The 18,309-nt window shown below is 74.4% G+C and carries 13 protein-coding genes and 1 rRNA gene; 7 read left to right on the top strand and 7 right to left on the bottom strand.

Annotation, left to right across the window (positions count from 1 at the left end):
• Positions 1–92 (top strand): 5S ribosomal RNA (gene rrf, locus ACIOFR_RS12160); the annotation flags it as partial.
• 119 nt (positions 93–211) lie between these two features.
• Here rrf and ACIOFR_RS12155 read toward each other — a convergent pair.
• Entirely contained in the window at positions 212–967 is a 756-nt protein-coding gene (locus ACIOFR_RS12155) for a VOC family protein (RefSeq protein ID WP_400995323.1), read from the bottom strand.
• Positions 968–1,245: 278 nt separating this feature from the next.
• Here ACIOFR_RS12155 and ACIOFR_RS12150 point away from each other — a divergent pair, with 278 nt between their 5' ends.
• The 3 genes from ACIOFR_RS12150 (at position 1,246) to ACIOFR_RS12140 (ending at position 6,218) form a co-directional block, all read left to right on the top strand.
• On the top strand, positions 1,246–3,429 hold the full coding sequence (locus ACIOFR_RS12150) for an ATP-dependent RecD-like DNA helicase (protein ID WP_400995320.1): 2,184 nt from the start codon (positions 1,246–1,248) through the stop codon (positions 3,427–3,429).
• Positions 3,430–3,654: 225 nt separating this feature from the next.
• Complete coding sequence (locus ACIOFR_RS12145) at positions 3,655–4,944, top strand: citrate synthase (protein WP_371499685.1); 1,290 nt, start codon at positions 3,655–3,657, stop codon at positions 4,942–4,944.
• 554 nt (positions 4,945–5,498) lie between these two features.
• Positions 5,499–6,218, top strand: a complete 720-nt coding sequence (locus tag ACIOFR_RS12140; protein WP_400995317.1) for an SDR family NAD(P)-dependent oxidoreductase — start codon at positions 5,499–5,501, stop codon at positions 6,216–6,218.
• A gap of 38 nt (positions 6,219–6,256) precedes the next feature.
• On the opposite strand, the gene ACIOFR_RS12135 is transcribed toward ACIOFR_RS12140, so the two are convergent.
• Together ACIOFR_RS12135 and ACIOFR_RS12130 are read right to left on the bottom strand one after the other, a co-directional pair.
• Positions 6,257–8,566, bottom strand: coding sequence for a heavy metal translocating P-type ATPase (locus ACIOFR_RS12135; protein WP_400995314.1), 2,310 nt, complete (start codon positions 8,564–8,566; stop codon positions 6,257–6,259).
• Between the two features lie 74 nt (positions 8,567–8,640).
• Positions 8,641–8,859, bottom strand: coding sequence for a heavy-metal-associated domain-containing protein (locus tag ACIOFR_RS12130; RefSeq protein WP_400995311.1), 219 nt, complete (start codon positions 8,857–8,859; stop codon positions 8,641–8,643).
• A 291-nt stretch (positions 8,860–9,150) separates the two neighbouring features.
• Between ACIOFR_RS12130 and ACIOFR_RS12125 the strand changes: the two genes are divergently transcribed.
• The gene (locus ACIOFR_RS12125) at positions 9,151–10,356 is read left to right on the top strand and encodes a PP2C family protein-serine/threonine phosphatase (protein ID WP_400995308.1); all 1,206 of its coding nucleotides are present in this window, start codon (positions 9,151–9,153) and stop codon (positions 10,354–10,356) included.
• Positions 10,357–10,375: 19 nt separating this feature from the next.
• Here the strand turns inward: ACIOFR_RS12125 and dhaL are convergent, their stop codons facing one another.
• Together dhaL and dhaK are read right to left on the bottom strand one after the other, a co-directional pair.
• On the bottom strand, positions 10,376–11,011 hold the full coding sequence (gene dhaL / locus ACIOFR_RS12120) for a dihydroxyacetone kinase subunit DhaL (RefSeq protein ID WP_400995305.1): 636 nt from the start codon (positions 11,009–11,011) through the stop codon (positions 10,376–10,378).
• Positions 11,012–11,028: 17 nt separating this feature from the next.
• On the bottom strand, positions 11,029–12,024 hold the full coding sequence (gene dhaK / locus ACIOFR_RS12115) for a dihydroxyacetone kinase subunit DhaK (RefSeq protein ID WP_400995302.1): 996 nt from the start codon (positions 12,022–12,024) through the stop codon (positions 11,029–11,031).
• Between the two features lie 195 nt (positions 12,025–12,219).
• On the opposite strand from dhaK, the gene ACIOFR_RS12110 reads away from it, so the two are divergent.
• Positions 12,220–12,612, top strand: a complete 393-nt coding sequence (locus ACIOFR_RS12110) for a PTS-dependent dihydroxyacetone kinase phosphotransferase subunit DhaM (protein ID WP_400995300.1) — start codon at positions 12,220–12,222, stop codon at positions 12,610–12,612.
• Between the two features lie 48 nt (positions 12,613–12,660).
• On the opposite strand, the gene ACIOFR_RS12105 is transcribed toward ACIOFR_RS12110, so the two are convergent.
• Positions 12,661–14,361 (bottom strand): bifunctional 3'-5' exonuclease/DNA polymerase, encoded by a 1,701-nt coding sequence (locus tag ACIOFR_RS12105; RefSeq protein WP_400995298.1) that lies wholly within the window; start codon positions 14,359–14,361, stop codon positions 12,661–12,663.
• Positions 14,362–14,572: 211 nt separating this feature from the next.
• Between ACIOFR_RS12105 and ACIOFR_RS12100 the strand changes: the two genes are divergently transcribed.
• A complete protein-coding gene (locus tag ACIOFR_RS12100; RefSeq protein ID WP_400995296.1) occupies positions 14,573–16,597 on the top strand; it encodes a M3 family metallopeptidase in 2,025 nt (674 codons plus the stop codon).
• A gap of 73 nt (positions 16,598–16,670) precedes the next feature.
• Here ACIOFR_RS12100 and ACIOFR_RS12095 read toward each other — a convergent pair whose 3' ends face one another.
• Positions 16,671–18,176 (bottom strand): glycoside hydrolase family 5 protein, encoded by a 1,506-nt coding sequence (locus ACIOFR_RS12095; protein WP_400995294.1) that lies wholly within the window; start codon positions 18,174–18,176, stop codon positions 16,671–16,673.
• Positions 18,177–18,309: the final 133 nt, after the last annotated feature.

Below are 18,309 nucleotides of genomic sequence, written 5' to 3'. Positions count from 1 at the left end.
CGCCCGGTTACATTCCGAACCCGGAAGCTAAGCCTCAAAGCGCCGATGGTACTGCAGGGGGGACCCTGTGGGAGAGTAGGACGCCGCCGAACAATTTTTCAGAGAAGCCCCTCCCGGGTCACCCGGGAGGGGCTTTTCGCGTTCCCGGACCGCATCCGGCCGCATCCGGCCGCATCCGGCGGGATCGGCGGGACCAGCAGGAGCGGCCGGATCAGTCACCGAGAACGGCGAATTCCGCCCCCTGGGGGTCGGTGAGACGGGCGGAGCGGCCGAGCCCGGGGGCGTTCCGGGCGGGCGTGCGGAGGGTCGCGCCGAGTTCGAGGGCCTCGGTGACGGCCCGCTCGACGTCCTCGACCTCCAGGTACGGCAGCCAGTGCGAGCGGAGACCCGTGGCGGCCTCGGCGGCGTGCAGCTGGCGGATCCCACCGAGTCCGTCCGCGCCGGGGCCCGAGGTGAGCACGGTGTAGCTGCCGCCCTCGAACGGGATGGCCCGGCCCCGCCATCCGAAGGCGCTGCGGTAGAAGGCGGTGGCGGCGCGGGTGTCGGTGCTGAACAGCTCCGTCCAGACGGGGCAGCCGGCGCCGCGGGGCGGTTCCACGAGGACGAACCGCCCGCCGACGGGGTCCGCGAAGGCGGGAGCCCGGTCGGGTGACCCCGGCAGCGGGGTGCCCCCGGCGGCCCGTACGCGTCGGACGGCGGTGCAGGCGTCCCGGACGGCGAAGGCCGGCAGCCAGGCCGCAGCGGCGTTCCGGGCATTGGCCGGCACCCAGTGCGCGGCCACCTCCTCCGAGAGCCGGAACCGGCCATGGGGGCCCGTGGTGGCGGGATCCTGTCGCCACCCGAGCAGGGCGGCGTAGAAGGTGCCCGCGGCGGCCGGGTCGGGGCTGAGCAGCACGGGCGGTGCGAGGACCGGGGACGGAGGGGCGGGCGGGGCCCCGGCGGTGCGGCGGGCTGCGCTGGTGGCCATGTCTGGTGCTCCCGTGCTGCCTTGACCGGCCCTCGTTCCGCTCCCGGTCCTGTCGGCCCCCCTGCATCGTCCGTGGCCCGTCGGCGGGTCACAACCGGGGGCCGGGGAACCCCGTCCCCGGATGTCGGCGCCGGGCGGTACGGTGCGTAGCGGACGGTCACCAGCAGCGAGAGGGGGGCCCAGTGGCCACGCAGCAGCGACAGGCGGCTGAGCCGAGGGGGAGTCGACCCGGTGCGCGGCCCGACGGGCAGCCCGAGCCGCAGCGGCAACTCGCGCAGGTGGAGGGGGTGCTGGAGCGGATCACCTACGCGAACGAGGAGACCGGCTACACGGTGGCCCGGGTGGACACCGGCCGCGGCGCGAACGACCTGCTGACGGTGGTGGGTGCGCTGCTGGGGGCGCAGCCGGGGGAGTCGCTGCGGCTGTTCGGCCGTTGGGGGTCGCACCCGCAGTACGGCAAGCAGTTCACGGTGGAGAACTACACCACGGTGCTGCCGGCGACGGTGCAGGGGATCCAGCGGTACCTGGGGTCGGGGCTGATCAAGGGGATCGGGCCGAGGTTCGCCGAACGGATCGTGGCGCAGTTCGGGGTGGACACGCTCGACGTGATCGAGCAGCAGCCGGGCCGGTTGATCGAGGTGCCGGGGCTGGGGCCGAAGCGGACCAGGATGATCGCGGCGGCCTGGGAGGAGCAGAAGGCCATCAAGGAGGTGATGGTCTTCCTGCAGGGGGTCGGGGTGTCGACCTCGCTGGCGGTGCGGATCTACAAGAAGTACGGCGACAGTTCGATCGGGGTGGTGAAGAACGAGCCGTACCGGCTGGCGGCCGATGTCTGGGGCATCGGGTTCCTGACGGCGGACCGGATCGCGCAGGCGGTGGGGATCCCGCACGACAGCCCGGAGCGGGTGAAGGCCGGGCTGCAGTACGCGCTCTCGCAGAGCAGCGACCAGGGGCACTGCTACCTGCCGGAGGAGCGGCTGATCGCGGACGGGGTGAAGCTGCTCCAGGTGGACGTGGGTCTGGTGATCGACTGCCTGGGGGAGCTGGTGGTCGAGGAGGGGGTGGTGCGGGAGACCGTTCGGGGGGCGGAGGGGCAGCCGATCACCGCGGTGTACCTGGTGCCGTTCCACCGGGCGGAGGTGTCGCTGTCGAACCAGTTGCTGCGGCTGCTGCGTGCCGACGCGGACCGGATGCCCGGCTTCGCGGCGGTGGACTGGGAGGCGGCGCTGGGCTGGCTGGCGAAGCGGACGGGCGCGGACCTGGCGCCGGAGCAGCAGGAGTCGGTGCGGCTCGCGCTGACCGAGAAGGTCGCGGTGCTGACCGGTGGTCCGGGCTGCGGCAAGTCGTTCACGGTGAAGTCGATCGTGACGCTGGCGCTGGCCAAGCGGGCGAAGGTGGTGCTGGCGGCGCCGACCGGCCGGGCGGCGAAGCGGCTGGCGGAACTGACGGGGGCGGAGGCGTCGACCGTGCACCGGCTTTTGGAGCTGCGGCCGGGCGGTGACGCGGCGTACGACCGGGACCGGCCGCTGGACGCGGACCTGGTGGTGGTGGACGAGGCGTCGATGCTGGACCTGATCCTGGCGAACAAGCTGGTGAAGGCGGTGGCGCCGGGGGCGCACCTGCTGTTCGTGGGGGACGTGGACCAGTTGCCGTCGGTGGGTGCCGGGGAGGTGCTGCGGGACATGCTGGCGCCCGGCAGCCCGGTGCCGTCGGTGCGGCTGACCAGGATCTTCCGGCAGGCCCAGCAGTCGGGGGTGGTGACCAACGCGCACCGGATCAACGAGGGGCTGCCGCCGGTGACCGAGGGGCTGTCGGACTTCTTCCTGTTCGTGGAAGACGACACCGAGCGGGCGGCCGGTCTGACGGTGGACGTGGTGGCCCGGCGGATCCCGCAGAAGTTCGGTCTGGATCCGCGCCGGGACGTCCAGGTGCTGGCGCCGATGCACCGCGGTCCGGCCGGCGCGGGGAATCTGAACACGCTGCTCCAGGCGGCCGTCACGCCGGCCCGGGAGGGGCTGGCGGAGCGCAGGTTCGGCGGGCGGACGTTCCGGGTGGGGGACAAGGTCACCCAGATCCGGAACAACTACGAGAAGGGGCAGAACGGCGTCTTCAACGGCACGGTGGGGGTGGTGACCTCGCTGAGTGCGGACGACCAGCGACTGACGGTCCTGACCGACGAGGACGAGGAGGTGCCGTACGACTTCGACGAGCTGGACGAACTGGCGCACGCGTACGCGGTGACGATCCACCGTTCGCAGGGCAGCGAGTACCCGGCGGTGGTGATTCCCGTCACTACCTCGGCCTGGACGATGTTGCAGCGGAATCTGCTCTACACCGCCGTGACGCGGGCGAAACGACTCGTTGTGCTCGTCGGGTCGCGGAAGGCGATCGGACAGGCCGTTCGAGCCGTCAGTGCAGGTCGGCGCCATTCGGCGCTGGACCACCGCCTGGCAACTGGATGATCGGCCGAGCGTCCGCTACGGTCGGAGGTTGTCTTGACGTGAAGAGATTTAGGGCGGAACCTGGTCAGGTGCCGATCTTGTCCGGTTCATACCGGCTGCGGCGACAGCTTTTGTAGGACGGGCCCCTTTCCGGCCCACCCCGAGTGCGCGGCCATCCTCCGGATGGGGGATCGTAGAGACGGTCAGAGCACTCGGATGAGGATTCATTTCGTCGGTGAGGAAGACGTGAGCGACAAATCGGTAGTACTGCGGTACCAGGACGACGAGTTCGAGTACCCCGTCGTCGAGAGCACTGCGGGCAACGCCGGCTTCGACATCTCGAAGCTGCTCCCGCAGACCGGTCTGGTCACCCTGGACAACGGCTTCGGCAACACCGCGGCGTACAAGTCGGCGATCACCTTCGTCGACGGTGACAACGGGATCCTGCGCTACCGCGGCTACCCGATCGAGCAGCTCGCCGAGCGCGGCAACTTCGCCGAGACCGCGTACCTGCTGATCAACGGCGAGCTGCCGACCGCCGACCAGCTTGCGACCTTCTCCAACGAGGTCACCCAGCACACCCTGCTGCACGAGGACGTCAAGCGCTTCTACCAGGGCTTCCCCCGGGACGCGCACCCGATGGCGATGCTCTCCTCGGTGGTCGGCGCGCTGTCGACGTTCTACCCGGAGAGCCACAACCCGTTCGACGCGGCTCAGCGCCACCTGTCGACGGTCCGGCTGCTGGCGAAGCTGCCGACCATCGCGGCGTACGCGTACAAGAAGGCGATGGGCCAGCCCTTCGTCTACCCGCGCAACGACCTGAGCTACGTGGAGAACTTCCTCCGGATGACCTTCGCGGTCCCGGCCGAGGACTACGAGCTCAACCCGGTGATCGTCAACGCGCTGGACAAGCTGCTGATCCTGCACGCGGACCACGAGCAGAACTGCTCGACCTCCACCGTGCGCCTGGTCGGTTCCAGCCACGCGAACCTGTTCGCCTCGGTCTCGGCCGGCATCTCCGCCCTGTGGGGCCCGCTGCACGGCGGCGCCAACCAGGCCGTGCTGGAGATGCTGGACCAGATCAAGAAGGACGGCGGCGACGTCGACGCCTTCATCCGCAAGGTCAAGAACCGCGAGGACGGCGTGAAGCTCATGGGCTTCGGTCACCGCGTGTACAAGGCCTTCGACCCGCGCGCCGCGCTGGTCAAGGAGCTGGCGCACGAGGTCCTCGGCCAGCTCGGCAAGTCGGACGAGCTGCTGGACATCGCCCTCAAGCTGGAGGAGCACGCGCTCAGCGACGACTTCTTCGTCTCGCGCAAGCTCTACCCGAACGTGGACTTCTACACCGGCCTGATCTACCGCGCCATGGGCTTCCCGACCAGCATGTTCACCGTGCTGTTCGCGCTCGGCCGGCTGCCGGGCTGGATCGCCCACTGGCACGAGATGATCAACGACCCGGGCAGCCGGATCGGCCGTCCGCGCCAGATCTACACCGGCACCGCGATCCGCGACTACGTGCCGGTCGAGGCCCGCTGACCTCGGCACCGCACACGCGGGAGGGCCCGGCTGCCGATGGCGGCCGGGCCCTCCCGTCGTCCCCGGACGGTTCTGGCCGTCCGTGGCGCGGAAACTGCGCGCACGACGCCCGGGAGCGCCCGTGACCCGGAAACGGCCGCTCAAAGCGTCCCGGGCCAGGTAGCACCCCGGCGTCGTGCGCCAAGGCCGTCGACCAGTCGACGACCGTCCCGGGGCCCGCCGGAGCCCCGTCGGCGGCAGAGGCCGAGGGCGGTGACATTTGCCGTTCCACCGTCGCCGCGCCGAAAGCTGCCGCGCTGTACAAGGTATGACGTAACTGGGGGCGCAAAGTTACGGGTAAGGGGTGTGAGTTGGCTCTCTCCACGCTCCGTGTGCGCCCGGTGCCACCCCTCGGACCGCCGCGCCGTCGACCCATACCACACCGAACGCCCGGGGCGCTGTGTCACCCTCCCCACAGTCATCGCAACCCAGCGTGATAAGAATCGTCTCATTCCGGACGGACCGCTCCGCAGGTGCGGCACGAGCGGTGGGCCGGGCAGGGAGGGAGTGCGCAGATGGCCAGGAACGTCGTGGTGACCGGTGGCGGCACCGGTATCGGGTACGAGGTGGCGCGCAGGTTCGCCCGGGCCGGTGAGCGGGTGGTGATCGTCGGGCGGCGGCGGGCGGTGCTGGAACGCGCCGCGGACGAGCTGGGCGACGGCGTGACCCCGCTGGTCTGCGACCTGGCCGATCCGGACGCCGTCGAGGCCGCCCTGGCCGAGCTGCCGGAGCGGATCGACGTCCTGGTGAACAACGCCGGCAGCCGGGAGACCGTGATCGGTGCCGGCCCGCACGCGGTGCTGGCCCGCTGGCGCGGCGACTTCGAACGCAACGTGCTCACCGTGGTGATGCTGACCGAGTCGATCCGGGACCGGCTCACTCCGGGCTCCGGCCGGGTGGTCACCGTCAGCTCGATCGCCGCCCTGCGCGGCGCCGGCTCCTTCGGGGCCGCCAAGGCCTCGCTGCACGCCTGGAACAACTTCCTGGCCGCCCAGCTCGGTCCGTCGGGGATCACCGCCAACATCGTGGCCCCGGGCACGGTCGCGGGCACCGAGTTCTTCGGGCCCCGGCTCGACGAGGCCGAGGTGTCCCGGCGGGCCGCCCGGACCCTGGTCGGCCGGATCGGCGAGTCCGGCGAGGTCGCCGCCGCCGTCTACTTCCTGGCCTCCGCGGACGCCGGGTTCATCACCGGCGAGATCCTGCACTGCAACGGCGGCGAGCTGCTCGGGCGGTGACCCGCCCGAGCGGCCCGGCCGCTCGTCGTGCCCCGCGGTCAGCCGGCGTCGAAGCCGCGCAGCCGCAGGCTGTTGCTGACCACGAAGACCGAGGAGAAGGCCATCGTGGCGCCGGCCACCACCGGGTTGAGCAGCCCGGCGGCCGCCAGCGGGATGGCGGCGACGTTGTAGGCGAAGGCCCAGAACAGATTGCCCTTGATGGTCGCCAGGGTGCGGCGCGACAGCCGGATGGCGTCCGCGGCGGCGCGCAGGTCGCCCCGGACGAGGGTGAGGTCGCCGGCCTCGATCGCCGCGTCCGTGCCGGTGCCCATGGCCAGGCCCAGGTCGGCCTGGGCCAGTGCGGCCGCGTCGTTGACACCGTCGCCGACCATCGCCACCGAGCGGCCCTCGGCCTGCAGCCGCTTGACGGCGGCGACCTTCTGCTCCGGGAGCACCTCGGCCAGCACGTCCTCGGGGGCGATCCCCACCTCGGCCGCCACCGACTCGGCCACCGCGCGGTTGTCGCCGGTCAGCAGCACCGGGCGCAGGCCCAGCGCGCGCAGCTCGGCGACCGCCCGGGCGCTGGTCGGCCGCACCGTGTCGGACACCTCCAGGACGGCCCGCGCGGCGCCGTCCCAGCCGACCGCCACGGCCGTCCGGCCGGCCGCCTCGGCGTCCCGCTTGGCTCGGGCCAGCGCGGGCGGCAGGGGCTGGGACCGCTCGGCGAGCAGGCTCTCGCGTCCGGCCAGCACGGCGTGCCCGTCCACCGTCCCGCGGACCCCGAGGCCGGGGACGTTCTCGAACCCGGTGACGGGGGGCAGCGCGCCGAGCCGTTCCAGGGCCGCGCCGGCCACGGCGGCCGCCACCGGGTGCTCCGAGGCGTGTTCCAGTGCGCCCGCCAACCGGAGGACCTCCTGCTCGGTGGTGCCCTCGGCGGTGTGCACCGCGACCAGGGCCATCCGGCCGGTGGTCACCGTGCCGGTCTTGTCGAGCACGACGGTGTCCACCCGGCGGGTGCTCTCCAGCACCTCCGGCCCCTTGATCAGGATGCCCAGCTGGGCGCCCCGGCCGGTGCCCACCATCAGGGCGGTGGGGGTGGCCAGGCCGAGAGCGCACGGGCAGGCGATGATCAGGACCGCGACCGCGGCGGTGAAGGCCGCGGTGGGGCTGCCGTCCGCCAGCAGCTGGCCGACCAGGGTGGCCAGGGCGATGAGGATGACCACCGGGACGAACACCGCGGAGATCCGGTCGGCCAGCCGCTGGGCGGCGGCCTTGCCGTTCTGCGCGTCCTCGACCAGCGTCGCCATCCGGGCCAGCCGGGTGTCCGCGCCGACCCGGGTGGCCTCCACGACCAGCCGTCCGCCGGCGTTGACGGTCGCGCCGGTGACCGGGTCGCCGACCGCGACCTCCACCGGGACGGACTCGCCGGTGAGCATCGAGGCGTCCACGGCCGAGGCGCCCTCGACCACCGTGCCGTCGGTGGCGATCTTTTCGCCGGGCCGGACCACGAAACGGGTGCCGACGGTGAGCAGGGAGACGGGCAGCCGTACCTCGCGGCCGTCCTGGAGGACCGCGACGTCCTTGGCGCCCAGGTCCAGCAGGGCGTGCAGGGCGGCGCCGGCCCGGCGCTTGGAGCGGGCCTCCAGCCAGCGGCCGAGCTGGATCAGGACGGTGACCGCGGCGGCGGTCTCCAGGTAGAGGGTGCTGGAGGCGTCCGCTCCGCCGACGGCCAGCGTGAAGCCGTGCCGCATGCCGGGCATCCCGGCGTGGCCGAGGAACAGGGCCCAGACCGACCAGCCGAAGGCGGCGAGCGTGCCCAGCGAGACCAGCGTGTCCATGGTGGCCGCGCCGTGCCTGAGGTTGGTCCAGGCGGCGCGGTGGAAGGGCAGCCCGCCGTACACGACGACCGGGCCGGTCAGGGCGAAGGCCAGCCACTGCCAGTTGTCGAACTGCAGGGCGGGGACCATCGAGAGCAGCACCACGGGGACGGTGAGGACCGCGCTGACCAGCAGCCGTTCGCGCTGGGGGTCGGGTTCCACGGGTGTCTGCTGCGGTCCCGCGGTCCGCTCGGCGGACGGCGCGGACGGCGCGGACGGCGCGGACGGCGTGGGGGGCTCGGGGGGCGGCGGGAGCTCGGCGGTGTAGCCGGTCCGCTCGACCGTCGCGATCAGGTCGGCCACCTCGACGCCCGGGCCGAACACGACCCGGGCCCGCTCGGTGGCGTAGTTCACGGTGGCCTCGACGCCGTCCATCCGGTTGAGCTTCTTCTCGATCCGGGCCGCGCAGGAAGCACAGGTCATCCCGCCGATCGACAGGTCCACCCGCTCGGTGAGGGCGGGGTCGGGTGCTATGCCATGGGTGGTGCTCATCGCTCACTCAACTCCTATCGGAGAGCCTGGGCGGGGGCGGCCCGGCCGTGCTCGGGGCGCCCCCGCGCCGGTGCTCAGACCGCCCGGCCGACCAGCGCGAACCCGGCCTCGTCGACGGCCGCCCGGACCTGGTCGTCGGTGAGCGGGGCGGAGGCGGACACGGTCACCGTGCCGGCCTTGGCGTCGGCCGCGACCTCCGTGACGCCGGGCAGCGCGGAGACCTCGGCGCTGATCGACTTCTCGCAGTGGCCGCAGCTCATGCCGGTGACGGTGTAGGTGGTGGTGCTGGACACGGGGACCTCCGGGAGTAGGGCGGCGCAGGCTGCTGCCCGCTGGTCTGACTGGTCACAACACCATACCCCCCAGGGGTATTCCCGGACGGGCCGGCGGATGTGGCCTGGATCGCAGCATGGCGGCTGATCGCCGCCGGACCGGCGGCGGATCGCGGCTGTTCGCCCGTTCTGGTGGCCTTGGGGACGCCCTTCGGTCCCGCGCCGGGCCCGGGAGGCCGGCCGGACCGGAGCGGCCGGACCTCCGATGGTGCGCGCGGCGCGGGGCACCGTGCTGTCCGATATGTTCGAAAGGTGTCCTGGAAGAGCAGAAGCCGGTCGGCGCTGCCCGGGGCCGGCGGGGTGCCGCCGGCCCGCCGCCGCAGCGCGCTGCTCGCCACCGACCTCCAGGACCTCTGCTTCCGGCGCCGCGCCGCGCCCGCCGTCCTCGCGATGCTGCTGATCTCGCTCGCCGATTTCTCCTCCGGGAAGGACCGCTACCTGGTCCCGCTGATGGTCGTCGTCCCGGCCATCGCCGGGCTCACCCTGCGGCCGCTGGAACTGCTGCTGGTCTGCGCCGCCGGGCTCGTCCCGCTGATCTGGCTCAGCTATTACGACCAGGTGGCGGACCTCAACGACGGGCGCTTCCTGTTCGGTGCCCTGGTCAGCTACGTCGCGCTCACCCTGTTCAGCGCCTGGGTGGCACGCCTGCGGATGCGCCGGGCGGCCGCGTTCGCCGCGGTCAGCTCGGTCGCCGAAGCGGCCCAGCGGGCGCTGCTGCGCCAGCCCGGACCGACCGTCGGCCCGCTGCGGCTGGCGGTGCGCTACGTCTCGGCCGCCGACGAGGCCCGGATCGGCGGGGACCTCTACTCCGTCCTGGAGACGCCCTGCGGCGTCCGGGTGCTGGTCGGCGACGTGCGGGGCAAGGGCCTGGGCGCGGTGCAGACGGCCGCCGTGGTGCTGGGCGCGTTCCGCGAGGCGGCGTACGACGAACGGGCGCTCGTGGAGGTCGCGGCCCGGATCGAGGCGAGCGTGCAGCGGCACGCGCCGGACGGCGAGTTCACCACCGCCCTGTTTGCCGAGTTCGGCGAGCCCGAACGGGTCGAGCTGCTGCACTTCGGGCACGTGCCGCCGATCCAGGTCAGCCGGGAGGGCGCGGTGACGGTGCTGGAGGCCGACGACCCGTGGGTGCCGCTGGGGCTCGGCACGCTGGCGGTCGGGGAACCGACCGCCATGCGGGTGCCGTTCGGCGCCGACGACGTGCTGGTGCTCTGCACCGACGGGGTGGTCGAGGCCAGGCACCGCCGGACCGGGGACTTCTACCCGCTGGCCGAGCGGATCGGCCCGCTGGTGCGCGGGGCCGCACGGTCCCCGGCCGAGCTGGAGTCGGCCGTCGGGCGGGTCTACGCGGACCTGCTGGTGCACACCGGCGGCGAGCTCGGCGACGACGCGCTGCTGCTGCTGATCAGCCGCGCCGAGCCGGACGCGTCCCGGGCCGCGACGGTCGGCCGGACGGCCTGACCCGCCCGCCGCGGGCGGCTCACGGCGCGGCCACCACCTCGGCCAGGGCGCGCAGGACGAGCGCCGTCGATGTCGCGCCCGGGTCCTGGTGCCCGACGCTGCGCGGCCCGAGGTAGGAGGCGCGGCCCTTGCGGGCCTGCAACGGAACGGTGTCGTGCATGCCCTGCTCGGCGGCGCGCGCGGCGACCTCGGCCGCGGCCGGCAGACCGCGGCCCTGGTCCGCGGCGGTGCGGAAGGCGGCCGCCGCCGGAGCGAGGGCGTCCACCATGGTCTTGTCGCCCGGCCGTGCGCCGCCGAGCTCCTGCACCGCGGCCAGCGCGGCCTCCAGCGCCCCGGCCAGGTCGCCGGCGGTCGCCGTGGGGCCGGGCAGCGCCGCGCCGATCGCCCGGAACGCCGTGCCGTAGAGCGGCCCGGAGGCGCCCCCGACCGTGGAGATCAGGGTGCGGCCGGCCGTCCGGAGCAGCTCGCCGGGCCCGGACGGCGCCGGGCCGGTGGCCGGCGGCCCGACGGCGGTGAAGCCGCGTCGCAGGTTGCTGCCGTGGTCGCCGTCGCCGATGGCGGTGTCGAGCGCGGTCAGCTCGCTCTCGTGCCGTTCGACGGCGTGCGCGGCGGCCCGCAGCCAGGCGGCGGCGGCCTCGGTGTCGAAGGTGTCCATCCGGCGTGCTCCCGGGGTCAGGACCAGCGCAGGGCCGGGGTCGCCACCGGTGCGTCCCAGAGCTCCAGCACCTGGTCGTCGGCCTTGGTGAGGGTCAGCGAGAAGCCCGCCATGTCGAGGCTGGTGACGTAGTTGCCGACCAGGTTGCGGGCGATCGTGATGCCGCGCTCCGCGAGCCGGGCGTGCACCTCGCCGAACACCAGGTAGAGCTCCAGCAGCGGGGTGGCGCCCAGCCCGTTGACCAGGGCGAGGACCCGGTCGCCGCGGCTCAGTCCGTGATCGGCGAGGACGGTGTCCACCACCTCGGCGACCAGCTCCCGGGCGGGGCGCAGGGGAGCGCGCCGGCGGCCCGGTTCGCCGTGGATCCCGACGCCCACCTCGATCTCGTCCTCCGGCAGGTCGAAGCCGGGACGGCCGACGGCCGGGACGGTGGCGGCGGTCAGGGCGATCGCGAAGGAGCGGGAGGCCGCGTCCACCCGCTCGGCGAGCGCGGCGACCTCGGCGAGCGGGGCGCCGCGCCCGGCCAGCGCCCCGGCGGTCTTCTCGACCGCGACCGCGGCGCCGGTGCCGCGGCGTCCGGCCGTCCAGGTGGAGTCCTCGACGGCGACGTCGTCGTCGACCAGGACGGTGCGGACCTCGATCCCGTCCTCGGCGGCGAGTTCCGCGGCGAGGCGGAAGTTCAGCACGTCGCCGGTGTAGTTCTTCACCACCAGCAGCACTCCCGCGCCCTGGTCGACGGCGCGGACGGCGGCGAGCACCTGGTCGGGGACGGGAGAGGTGAAGACCTCGCCGGGGCAGGCGGCGTCCAACATGCCCGGGCCGACGAAACCGGCGTGCAGCGGCTCGTGGCCGGACCCCCCGCCGGAGACGAGGGCCACCCTGGGCACGGCCGGGCCGCTCCTGCGGGTGACGATCCGGGCGTCGAGGTCGACGGCCAGTTCCGGGTGGGCGGCCGCGAAGCCCGCCAGGGCGTCCGACAGGACGGTCTCCGGGGCGTTGATGAGCTTCTTCACGGTGCCGGCTCCCCTCGACGGATCCCTCGGGACGACGGTACGCCCACCCACCCGCCGGATGCCTGCGGCGGGCGCCGGGGGAACCCGAACGGCCGTACCGGCGGCGACAGTTAGGCCCTGTCCGGCCGATCCTGCCGGGCCCGCGACGCCGGACCGATCCGACCAGGCCGACCGGACGGGACCTAGGATCGGGGCATGGACAGTCGGGTCGGAGTCGTCCTGGTCTCGCACAGCCCCGCGCTGGCGGCCGGCCTCGCCGAGCTGCTCGCGGAGCTCGGCGCGGGGACCGTGGCCGTGGTGCCGGCCGCCGGGACGGCCGACGGCGCGCTCGGCACCAGCGACGAGCTGATCGGGCGCGCGCTGCGGGCGGCGGACGGCGGGGCCGGCGTGGTGCTGCTGCCCGACCTGGGCAGCTCGGTGCTGACGGCGCGCGCCGTGCTGGCCGAGCGGGCCCGCGACGACCTGGTGCTGGTGGACGCGCCGTTCGTGGAGGGCGCGGTGGCGGCGGTGGTGACGGCCTCCACCGGCGCGGGGCTGGCCGAGGTGGTGGCCGCCGCGGAGGCGGCCCGCGACATCCGGAAGTTCTGAGCGGGACGCGCGAGGGAGAGCCCGGCGGGGCGGACCGCGCGGCACCGGCTACTTGGCGTCGGCGTAGCGCTCCACCACGGCCGTGCTCAGCGGGAACCGGACCGGGGTGTCGCCGAAGACCAGCCGCCGGGCCTCCTCGCCGGCCTCGGCGACGGCCGCCGCCACCTGGTCGGCCAGGTCGAGCGGGCTGTGCACCATGACCTCGTCGTGCTGGAAGAACACCAGGTGCGGACGGTCCTCGCCGCTGCCCAGGGCGGCCAGCCGGCGGCGCAGCGAGGCCAGCAGGGCCAGCGCCCAGTCGGCCCCGCTGGCCTGGATGACGAAGTTGCGGGTGAACCGGCCGCGGGCGCGGGCCGAGCGGCCGCCGGTGTCGGCGGCCGTCTCCGGGGCCTCGGTGAGGTCGAGCCAGTCGGCGGAGGGCGGCGGGCAGGCCCGGCCGAGCCGCGAGTGCACGACACCGCCGTCCTCGCCGGTGCGGGCGGCGGCCTCGACGTAGCCCATGGCGGTCGGGTAGCGGCGCCGCAGGGTGGCCAGCAGCGGGCCGATGTCGCCGCTGGTCTGACCGTACATGGCGCCGAGCAGGCCGAGTTTGGCCTTCTCGCGGTCGCCCTGGAAGGCGGTGGCGGCGAGCGCGGCGTAGAGGTCGCCCTCGGCGGCGGTGCGGGCCAGGCCGGCGTCCTGGGACAGCGCGGCGAGGACCCGCGGTTCGAGCTGGGCCGCGTCGGCGACGACCAGTGCCCAGCCCGGGTCGGCGACGACCGCGCCGCGCAGCACCCGGGGGATCTGCAGGGCGCCGCCGCCGCGGCTGGCCCAGCGCCCGGAGACCACGCCGCCGACCACGTACTCCGGCCGGAACCGGCCGCCCCTGGCCCAGGTGTCCTGCCAGGCCCAGCCGTGCGCGGCGTGCAGCCGGGACAGCTCCTTGTAGCGGATCATCAGCGCGGCCGCCGGGTGGTCGACCGAGCGCAGCTCCCAGCTGCGGGTGGAGGAGAGCTGGATGCCCCGGTCGGCGAAGGCGCGCAGCACCTGGCCGTGCGAGTCGGGGTTGAACGGGCGGGTGCCGAGGGACTGCTGGAGCTCGACCGAGAGCTCGGCGAGCAGCTTGGGCTGGGTGCCGGGAATGCTCGGGCGGGGGCCGAGCAGCTCGGTGAGCAACCGGTCGTGGACGTCGGTGCGCCAGGGCAGGCCGTCGTACGCCATCTCGGCGGCCAGCAGCGCGCCGGCCGACTCGGCGGCCACCAGCAACAGGAACCGGGAGCGGGCGGCCGGGTCGGCGACGGCCCGGATCCGCCGCTGCTGCTCGGCGTGGACGGCGACCACGGCGGTCAGCTGGTCGGTGCCCGGCGGGAGCTGGAGGCGGTCGGGGGCGAACAGGCCGTCCTGGTCCTCGACGGCGGCCTCGGGCAGGTCGGCGGGGACGGGCAGGCGCCCCAACCGCGCCCAGGCCGCGCCGAGCGAACGCGGCGCCCCCCAGTGGCCCTCGTGGCCCAGCAGCAGCGCCTCGACCAGGCGCAGGTCGTGGCAGCGGGCGAGGCGCAGCGGGAGCAGCGGGGTGTAGCCGCTGTCGGCGGCGGCCCAGACCCAGCGCGGCTGCCCGGCCGCCTCCAGGCCGGCCACCGCGGTGGCGAGGTCGGGGTGGTGGGTGGGGGCGCCGAGCGGGGCGCCGGCGTCGTCGAGGGGCTGGAGGCGTCCGCCGGGCCCGTGCGGGTCGGGGGCGAGGGCGTAGCGCGGTGCGGTCGGCGCTGCCATCGGCGGTGCCTCCTCTCGTGGGGCGGGCCCGCGGGGGTGGACCGCGGTGCGGGTCCGACGGTAGCGGGTGGGTCGGACAACCGGCGGCAGGTGGCGGCGGGCGGGGGCCGCGGGGCGCGGGCGGGGGGCGGGCGGACCGGCCGTCCGCCCACTGACCGCCCTTCAGAAGTGACGGTAGGCAGCGCTGATACCACCGCGTATGGTCGGTCGAATGAGTCTCAACCCCTTCTTCGAGCCCAGCACGCTGGACTACGAACTGCCGCCCTTCGCCGAGATCCGGGAAGAGCACTACCTGCCGGCCTTCGAGCGGGGAATGGCCGAGCAGCTCGCCGAGACCGCCGCCATCGCGGCCGCCGGCGAGCCGGCCACGTTCGAGAACACCGTGGTGGCGCTGGAGCGCTCCGGGGCACTGCTGCGCCGGGTCTCGCTGGCCTTCTTCAACCAGTCGTCCTCGGACGGCACCGCGGCCGTGCAGGAGCTCGACGCGGAGATCAGCCCCCGGCTCGCGGCGCACGACGACACCATCCTGCTGGACCGGGCCCTGTTCGCCCGCTTCGACGCCCTGTTCGAGGACCGCCGGAGCCTCGGTCTGGACCCGGAGTCGCTGCGGCTGCTGGAGCGCCACCACGACCGGTTCGTCCGGGCCGGTGCCCGGCTGTCGCCCGCCGAGCAGCAGCGCCTGCGCGAGATCAACGCGCAGCTCGCCTCCGACGCCGCGGCCTTCCGCCGCAACGTGCGCACCGCCACCCAGGAGGGGGCGCTGGTGCTGGACGGCGCCGAGCAGCTGGACGGGCTCTCCGCGGACGCCGTCGCCGCCGCCGCGGAGAACGGCCGCGCCCTCGGCCGGGACGGCTCGTACGTGCTCAGCCTGAAGAACTTCTCCAACCAGCCCGAGCTGGCCCAGCTCACCGACCGCGCGGTGCGGGAGCGGCTGCTGACCGCCTCGCTGGGCCGGGCGGCCGGGACCAACGGCCCGCTGGCGATCCGGATGGCCGGGCTGCGGGCCGAGCGGGCCGCCGTCCTCGGCCACCCGAGCCACGCCGCCTACGTGGTCGCCGATGAGACCGCCGGCACCGTCGAGGCCGTGGACGCCCTGCTGGCCCGGCTGGTGGCGCCCGCCGTCGCCAACGCCGAACGCGAGGCGACCGAGCTCGCCGAGCTGGCCGCCGCCGACGGGATCACCGAACTCGCCGCCCACGACTGGGCGTTCTACTCCGAGCGGGTCCGCCGGGTCTCGTACCGGCTGGACGCCGCGGCGCTGCGCCCGTACCTGGAGCTGGAGCGGGTGCTGCACGACGGCGTCTTCTTCGCCGCCAACCTCGCCTACGGGCTGACCTTCACCGAGCGCCCCCACCTGGTCGGCTACCACCGGGACGCCCGGGTGTTCGAGGTCTTCGAGGCGGACGGCACCGCGCTCGGCCTGTTCGTCGCCGACTTCTTCGCCCGCGACACCAAGCGCGGCGGTGCCTGGATGAACGAACTGGTCGAGCAGTCCACCCTGCTGGGCCGGCGCCCGGTGGTGGTGAACAACCTCAACATCGCCAGGCCGGCACCGGGCGAGCCGGCGCTGCTCACCTGGGACGAGGTGCGCACGCTGTTCCACGAGTTCGGCCACGCGCTGCACGGGCTGTTCTCGGCGGTCCGCTACCCGCTGTTCACCGGCACCGCGGTGCCGCGCGACTTCGTCGAGTTCCCCTCGCAGGTCAACGAGATGTGGATGACCTGGCCCGAGGTGCTGGCCAACTACGCCCGGCACCACGTGACCGGCCAGCCGCTGCCCGCCGAGCTGCTGGAGCGGATGGAGGCCGCGGCCAACTTCGGCCAGGGCTTCCGCACGGTCGAGTACCTGGCGGCGGCGCTGCTGGACTGGGCCTGGCACACCGTCCCCGCGGGGCAGCCGATCGAGGACGCCGAGGAGTTCGAGGCGGCCGCGCTGGCCAAGGCGGGTCTGGCGGTGCCGGCGGTTCCGCCGCGCTACCGCACCACCTACTTCAGCCACGCGTTCTCGGACGACTACAGCGCCGCGTACTACGCGTACATCTGGTCGGAGGTGCTGGACGCCGACACCGTCGAGTGGTTCCGCACCAACGGCCGCACCGTGCGGGAGAGCGGCGAGGTGTTCCGGGCCGAGCTGCTGTCGAGGGGCGGCAGTCGCGAGGCGCTGGACAGCTTCCGGGCCGTGGTCGGCCGGGACCCGCAGACCGGGCCGCTGCTCGCCCGCCGGGGGCTGGCCTGACCGTGCGCCGTGCGGGCTGCGGCGGTGCGGTTCACGGCGGTGCGGTTCACGGCCGTGCGGGCCGCGGCGGTGCTCAGCGCGGGGCGACCGTCACCGTGACGGTCGCCCCGGCGCGGGCGGCCGGCAGCGTGATCCGGGCCAGGCCGGCCCGGTCGCCGCTCGGCTGCCGCACCTCCACCGCCGCGGCCGGGGTGCCGGTCACGCTCACCCGGGCACCGGCCGGGAAGGCGGCGGCCGGCAGTACCAGGTCGGTCCGGCCGGGGCGGCGGAAGGGCGTGAAGGTCAGCGTCCAGAGCCCGCCGGCGGAGCGCTCGGCCACCGGGAGTCCGGCCAGCGCGGCCGGGTAGGGGCCGAAGACGGGCTCGTCGCCGGGCGCGGGGCGGCCGTCCGGGCCGAGTGCGCAGTAGCCGCCGGAGCCCCGGCACCAGTACCACATCGTCCAGCCCGAGGCGAAGCCCGACATCGCGGCGACCTGCCGCCGCACCAGCTCCGCGTTGCCCGGGGTGCGGGAGTTCGGCGGCCCCCACTCGCCGACGAGGACCGGCATCCGGTGGGCGGTGGGGTAGCCGCCGATCGCGGCGGTGTAGTTCTCGACGAATCCCCCGGCCGGGTCCCAGTCCCGGCCGCCCTCGACGGCGGTGTCGTAGAAGTGCGGTGCGTAGCCGAGCCGGTCCGGGCCGTGGCGCGGGTCGGTGAACGCGGGCAGTTCGGTGGGCACGCCCAGACCGACCAGGACGGTCGGCTCGACGAACAGCCAGGAACGGCTGTCCGTGCGGCGGACGGCGGTGATCAGCCGCTGGTACATCCTCGGCAGCCGGTCGCGTTCCAGCGCGGCCGAGGCGGCGACCAGGACGGCCGGGTCGTGCGGGTCGCCGTCGATGGGCCCGGACGGCTCGTTGAACAGGTCGTAGCCCAGCAGCGAGGGGTGGCCGCGCAGTTCGGTGGCGATCCGGGTGTAGAAGTCGCTCTGCCGGCGGCGCAGGTCGGCGTCGTCGTACAGGTGCCGGAACGCGGCCTGGACGGCCGGCTGGTAGTAGCCGGCGAACCAGTCGTCGGGGTCCTCCTCGAACGGCAGGCCCTCGTCGCGGGTGGCCCAGAGCGGGATGCCCCGGTCGCCGCCGCCGAACTTGGGACCGTAGACGTCCTGGTGGAAGTCGACGACGGCGAGCAGCCCGTACCGGTCGGCCCAGCCGAGCACCCTGTGCAGCCGGGTCAGCTCGGTCCGGTCGTAGCGGTCGGGGGCCGGTTCGAGCCGGTTCCAGGAGGTCGCCACCCGGATCACCGTGAACCCGTGCGCGGCGATCGAGCGGATGTCGGCCTCGGTCGTCTCGGCGTACTTGTCGACGTTGAAACCGCGCAGTTGCAGCACCCGGCCGTCGGCGTCGGTGAACAGCGTGCGGCCGTCGGCGGCGGTCACCGTGCCGGTGGGGAAGGCGGCCCGCGCACCGCCGGAGCGGTCCGCGCCGTACGGGTCGGGGTGGTCGGCGGTGTACGGGTCGGCGGCGACGGCCGCCGTGCCGGTGCTCAGCGCGGCCGCAAGGGCCAGGACCAGGGCGGCGGCGGTACGGCGAACGCGCACGGGGCACCTCGGGCGGGGGCGGAGGGGTGGCGGTGAGGGCCGATCCTGCCGCACGGAAGTGCCCCGCACAAGAGGTGAGCATGACTCATGTTCAGTTGATCTCGCCTGGTGCTGAACGGAGTTGGGCTCGCCG

The organism is Kitasatospora sp. NPDC088346 (assembly GCF_044740765.1).
Taxonomy (GTDB): domain Bacteria; phylum Actinomycetota; class Actinomycetes; order Streptomycetales; family Streptomycetaceae; genus Kitasatospora.
This window is presented reverse-complemented; position numbering and strand designations above follow the sequence as displayed.

What these genes read in the sequence shown, in the direction of transcription:
- ACIOFR_RS12105 (WP_400995298.1), bottom strand. Translation starts at nt 14,361, where the DNA reads ATGGCAGCGCCGACCGCACCGCGCTACGCCCTCGCCCCCGACCCGCAC.
- ACIOFR_RS12140 (WP_400995317.1), top strand. Translation starts at nt 5,499, where the DNA reads ATGGCCAGGAACGTCGTGGTGACCGGTGGCGGCACCGGTATCGGGTAC.
- dhaL (WP_400995305.1), bottom strand. Translation starts at nt 11,011, where the DNA reads ATGGACACCTTCGACACCGAGGCCGCCGCCGCCTGGCTGCGGGCCGCC.
- ACIOFR_RS12135 (WP_400995314.1), bottom strand. Translation starts at nt 8,566, where the DNA reads ATGAGCACCACCCATGGCATAGCACCCGACCCCGCCCTCACCGAGCGG.
- ACIOFR_RS12110 (WP_400995300.1), top strand. Translation starts at nt 12,220, where the DNA reads ATGGACAGTCGGGTCGGAGTCGTCCTGGTCTCGCACAGCCCCGCGCTG.
- ACIOFR_RS12155 (WP_400995323.1), bottom strand. Translation starts at nt 967, where the DNA reads ATGGCCACCAGCGCAGCCCGCCGCACCGCCGGGGCCCCGCCCGCCCCT.
- ACIOFR_RS12100 (WP_400995296.1), top strand. Translation starts at nt 14,573, where the DNA reads ATGAGTCTCAACCCCTTCTTCGAGCCCAGCACGCTGGACTACGAACTG.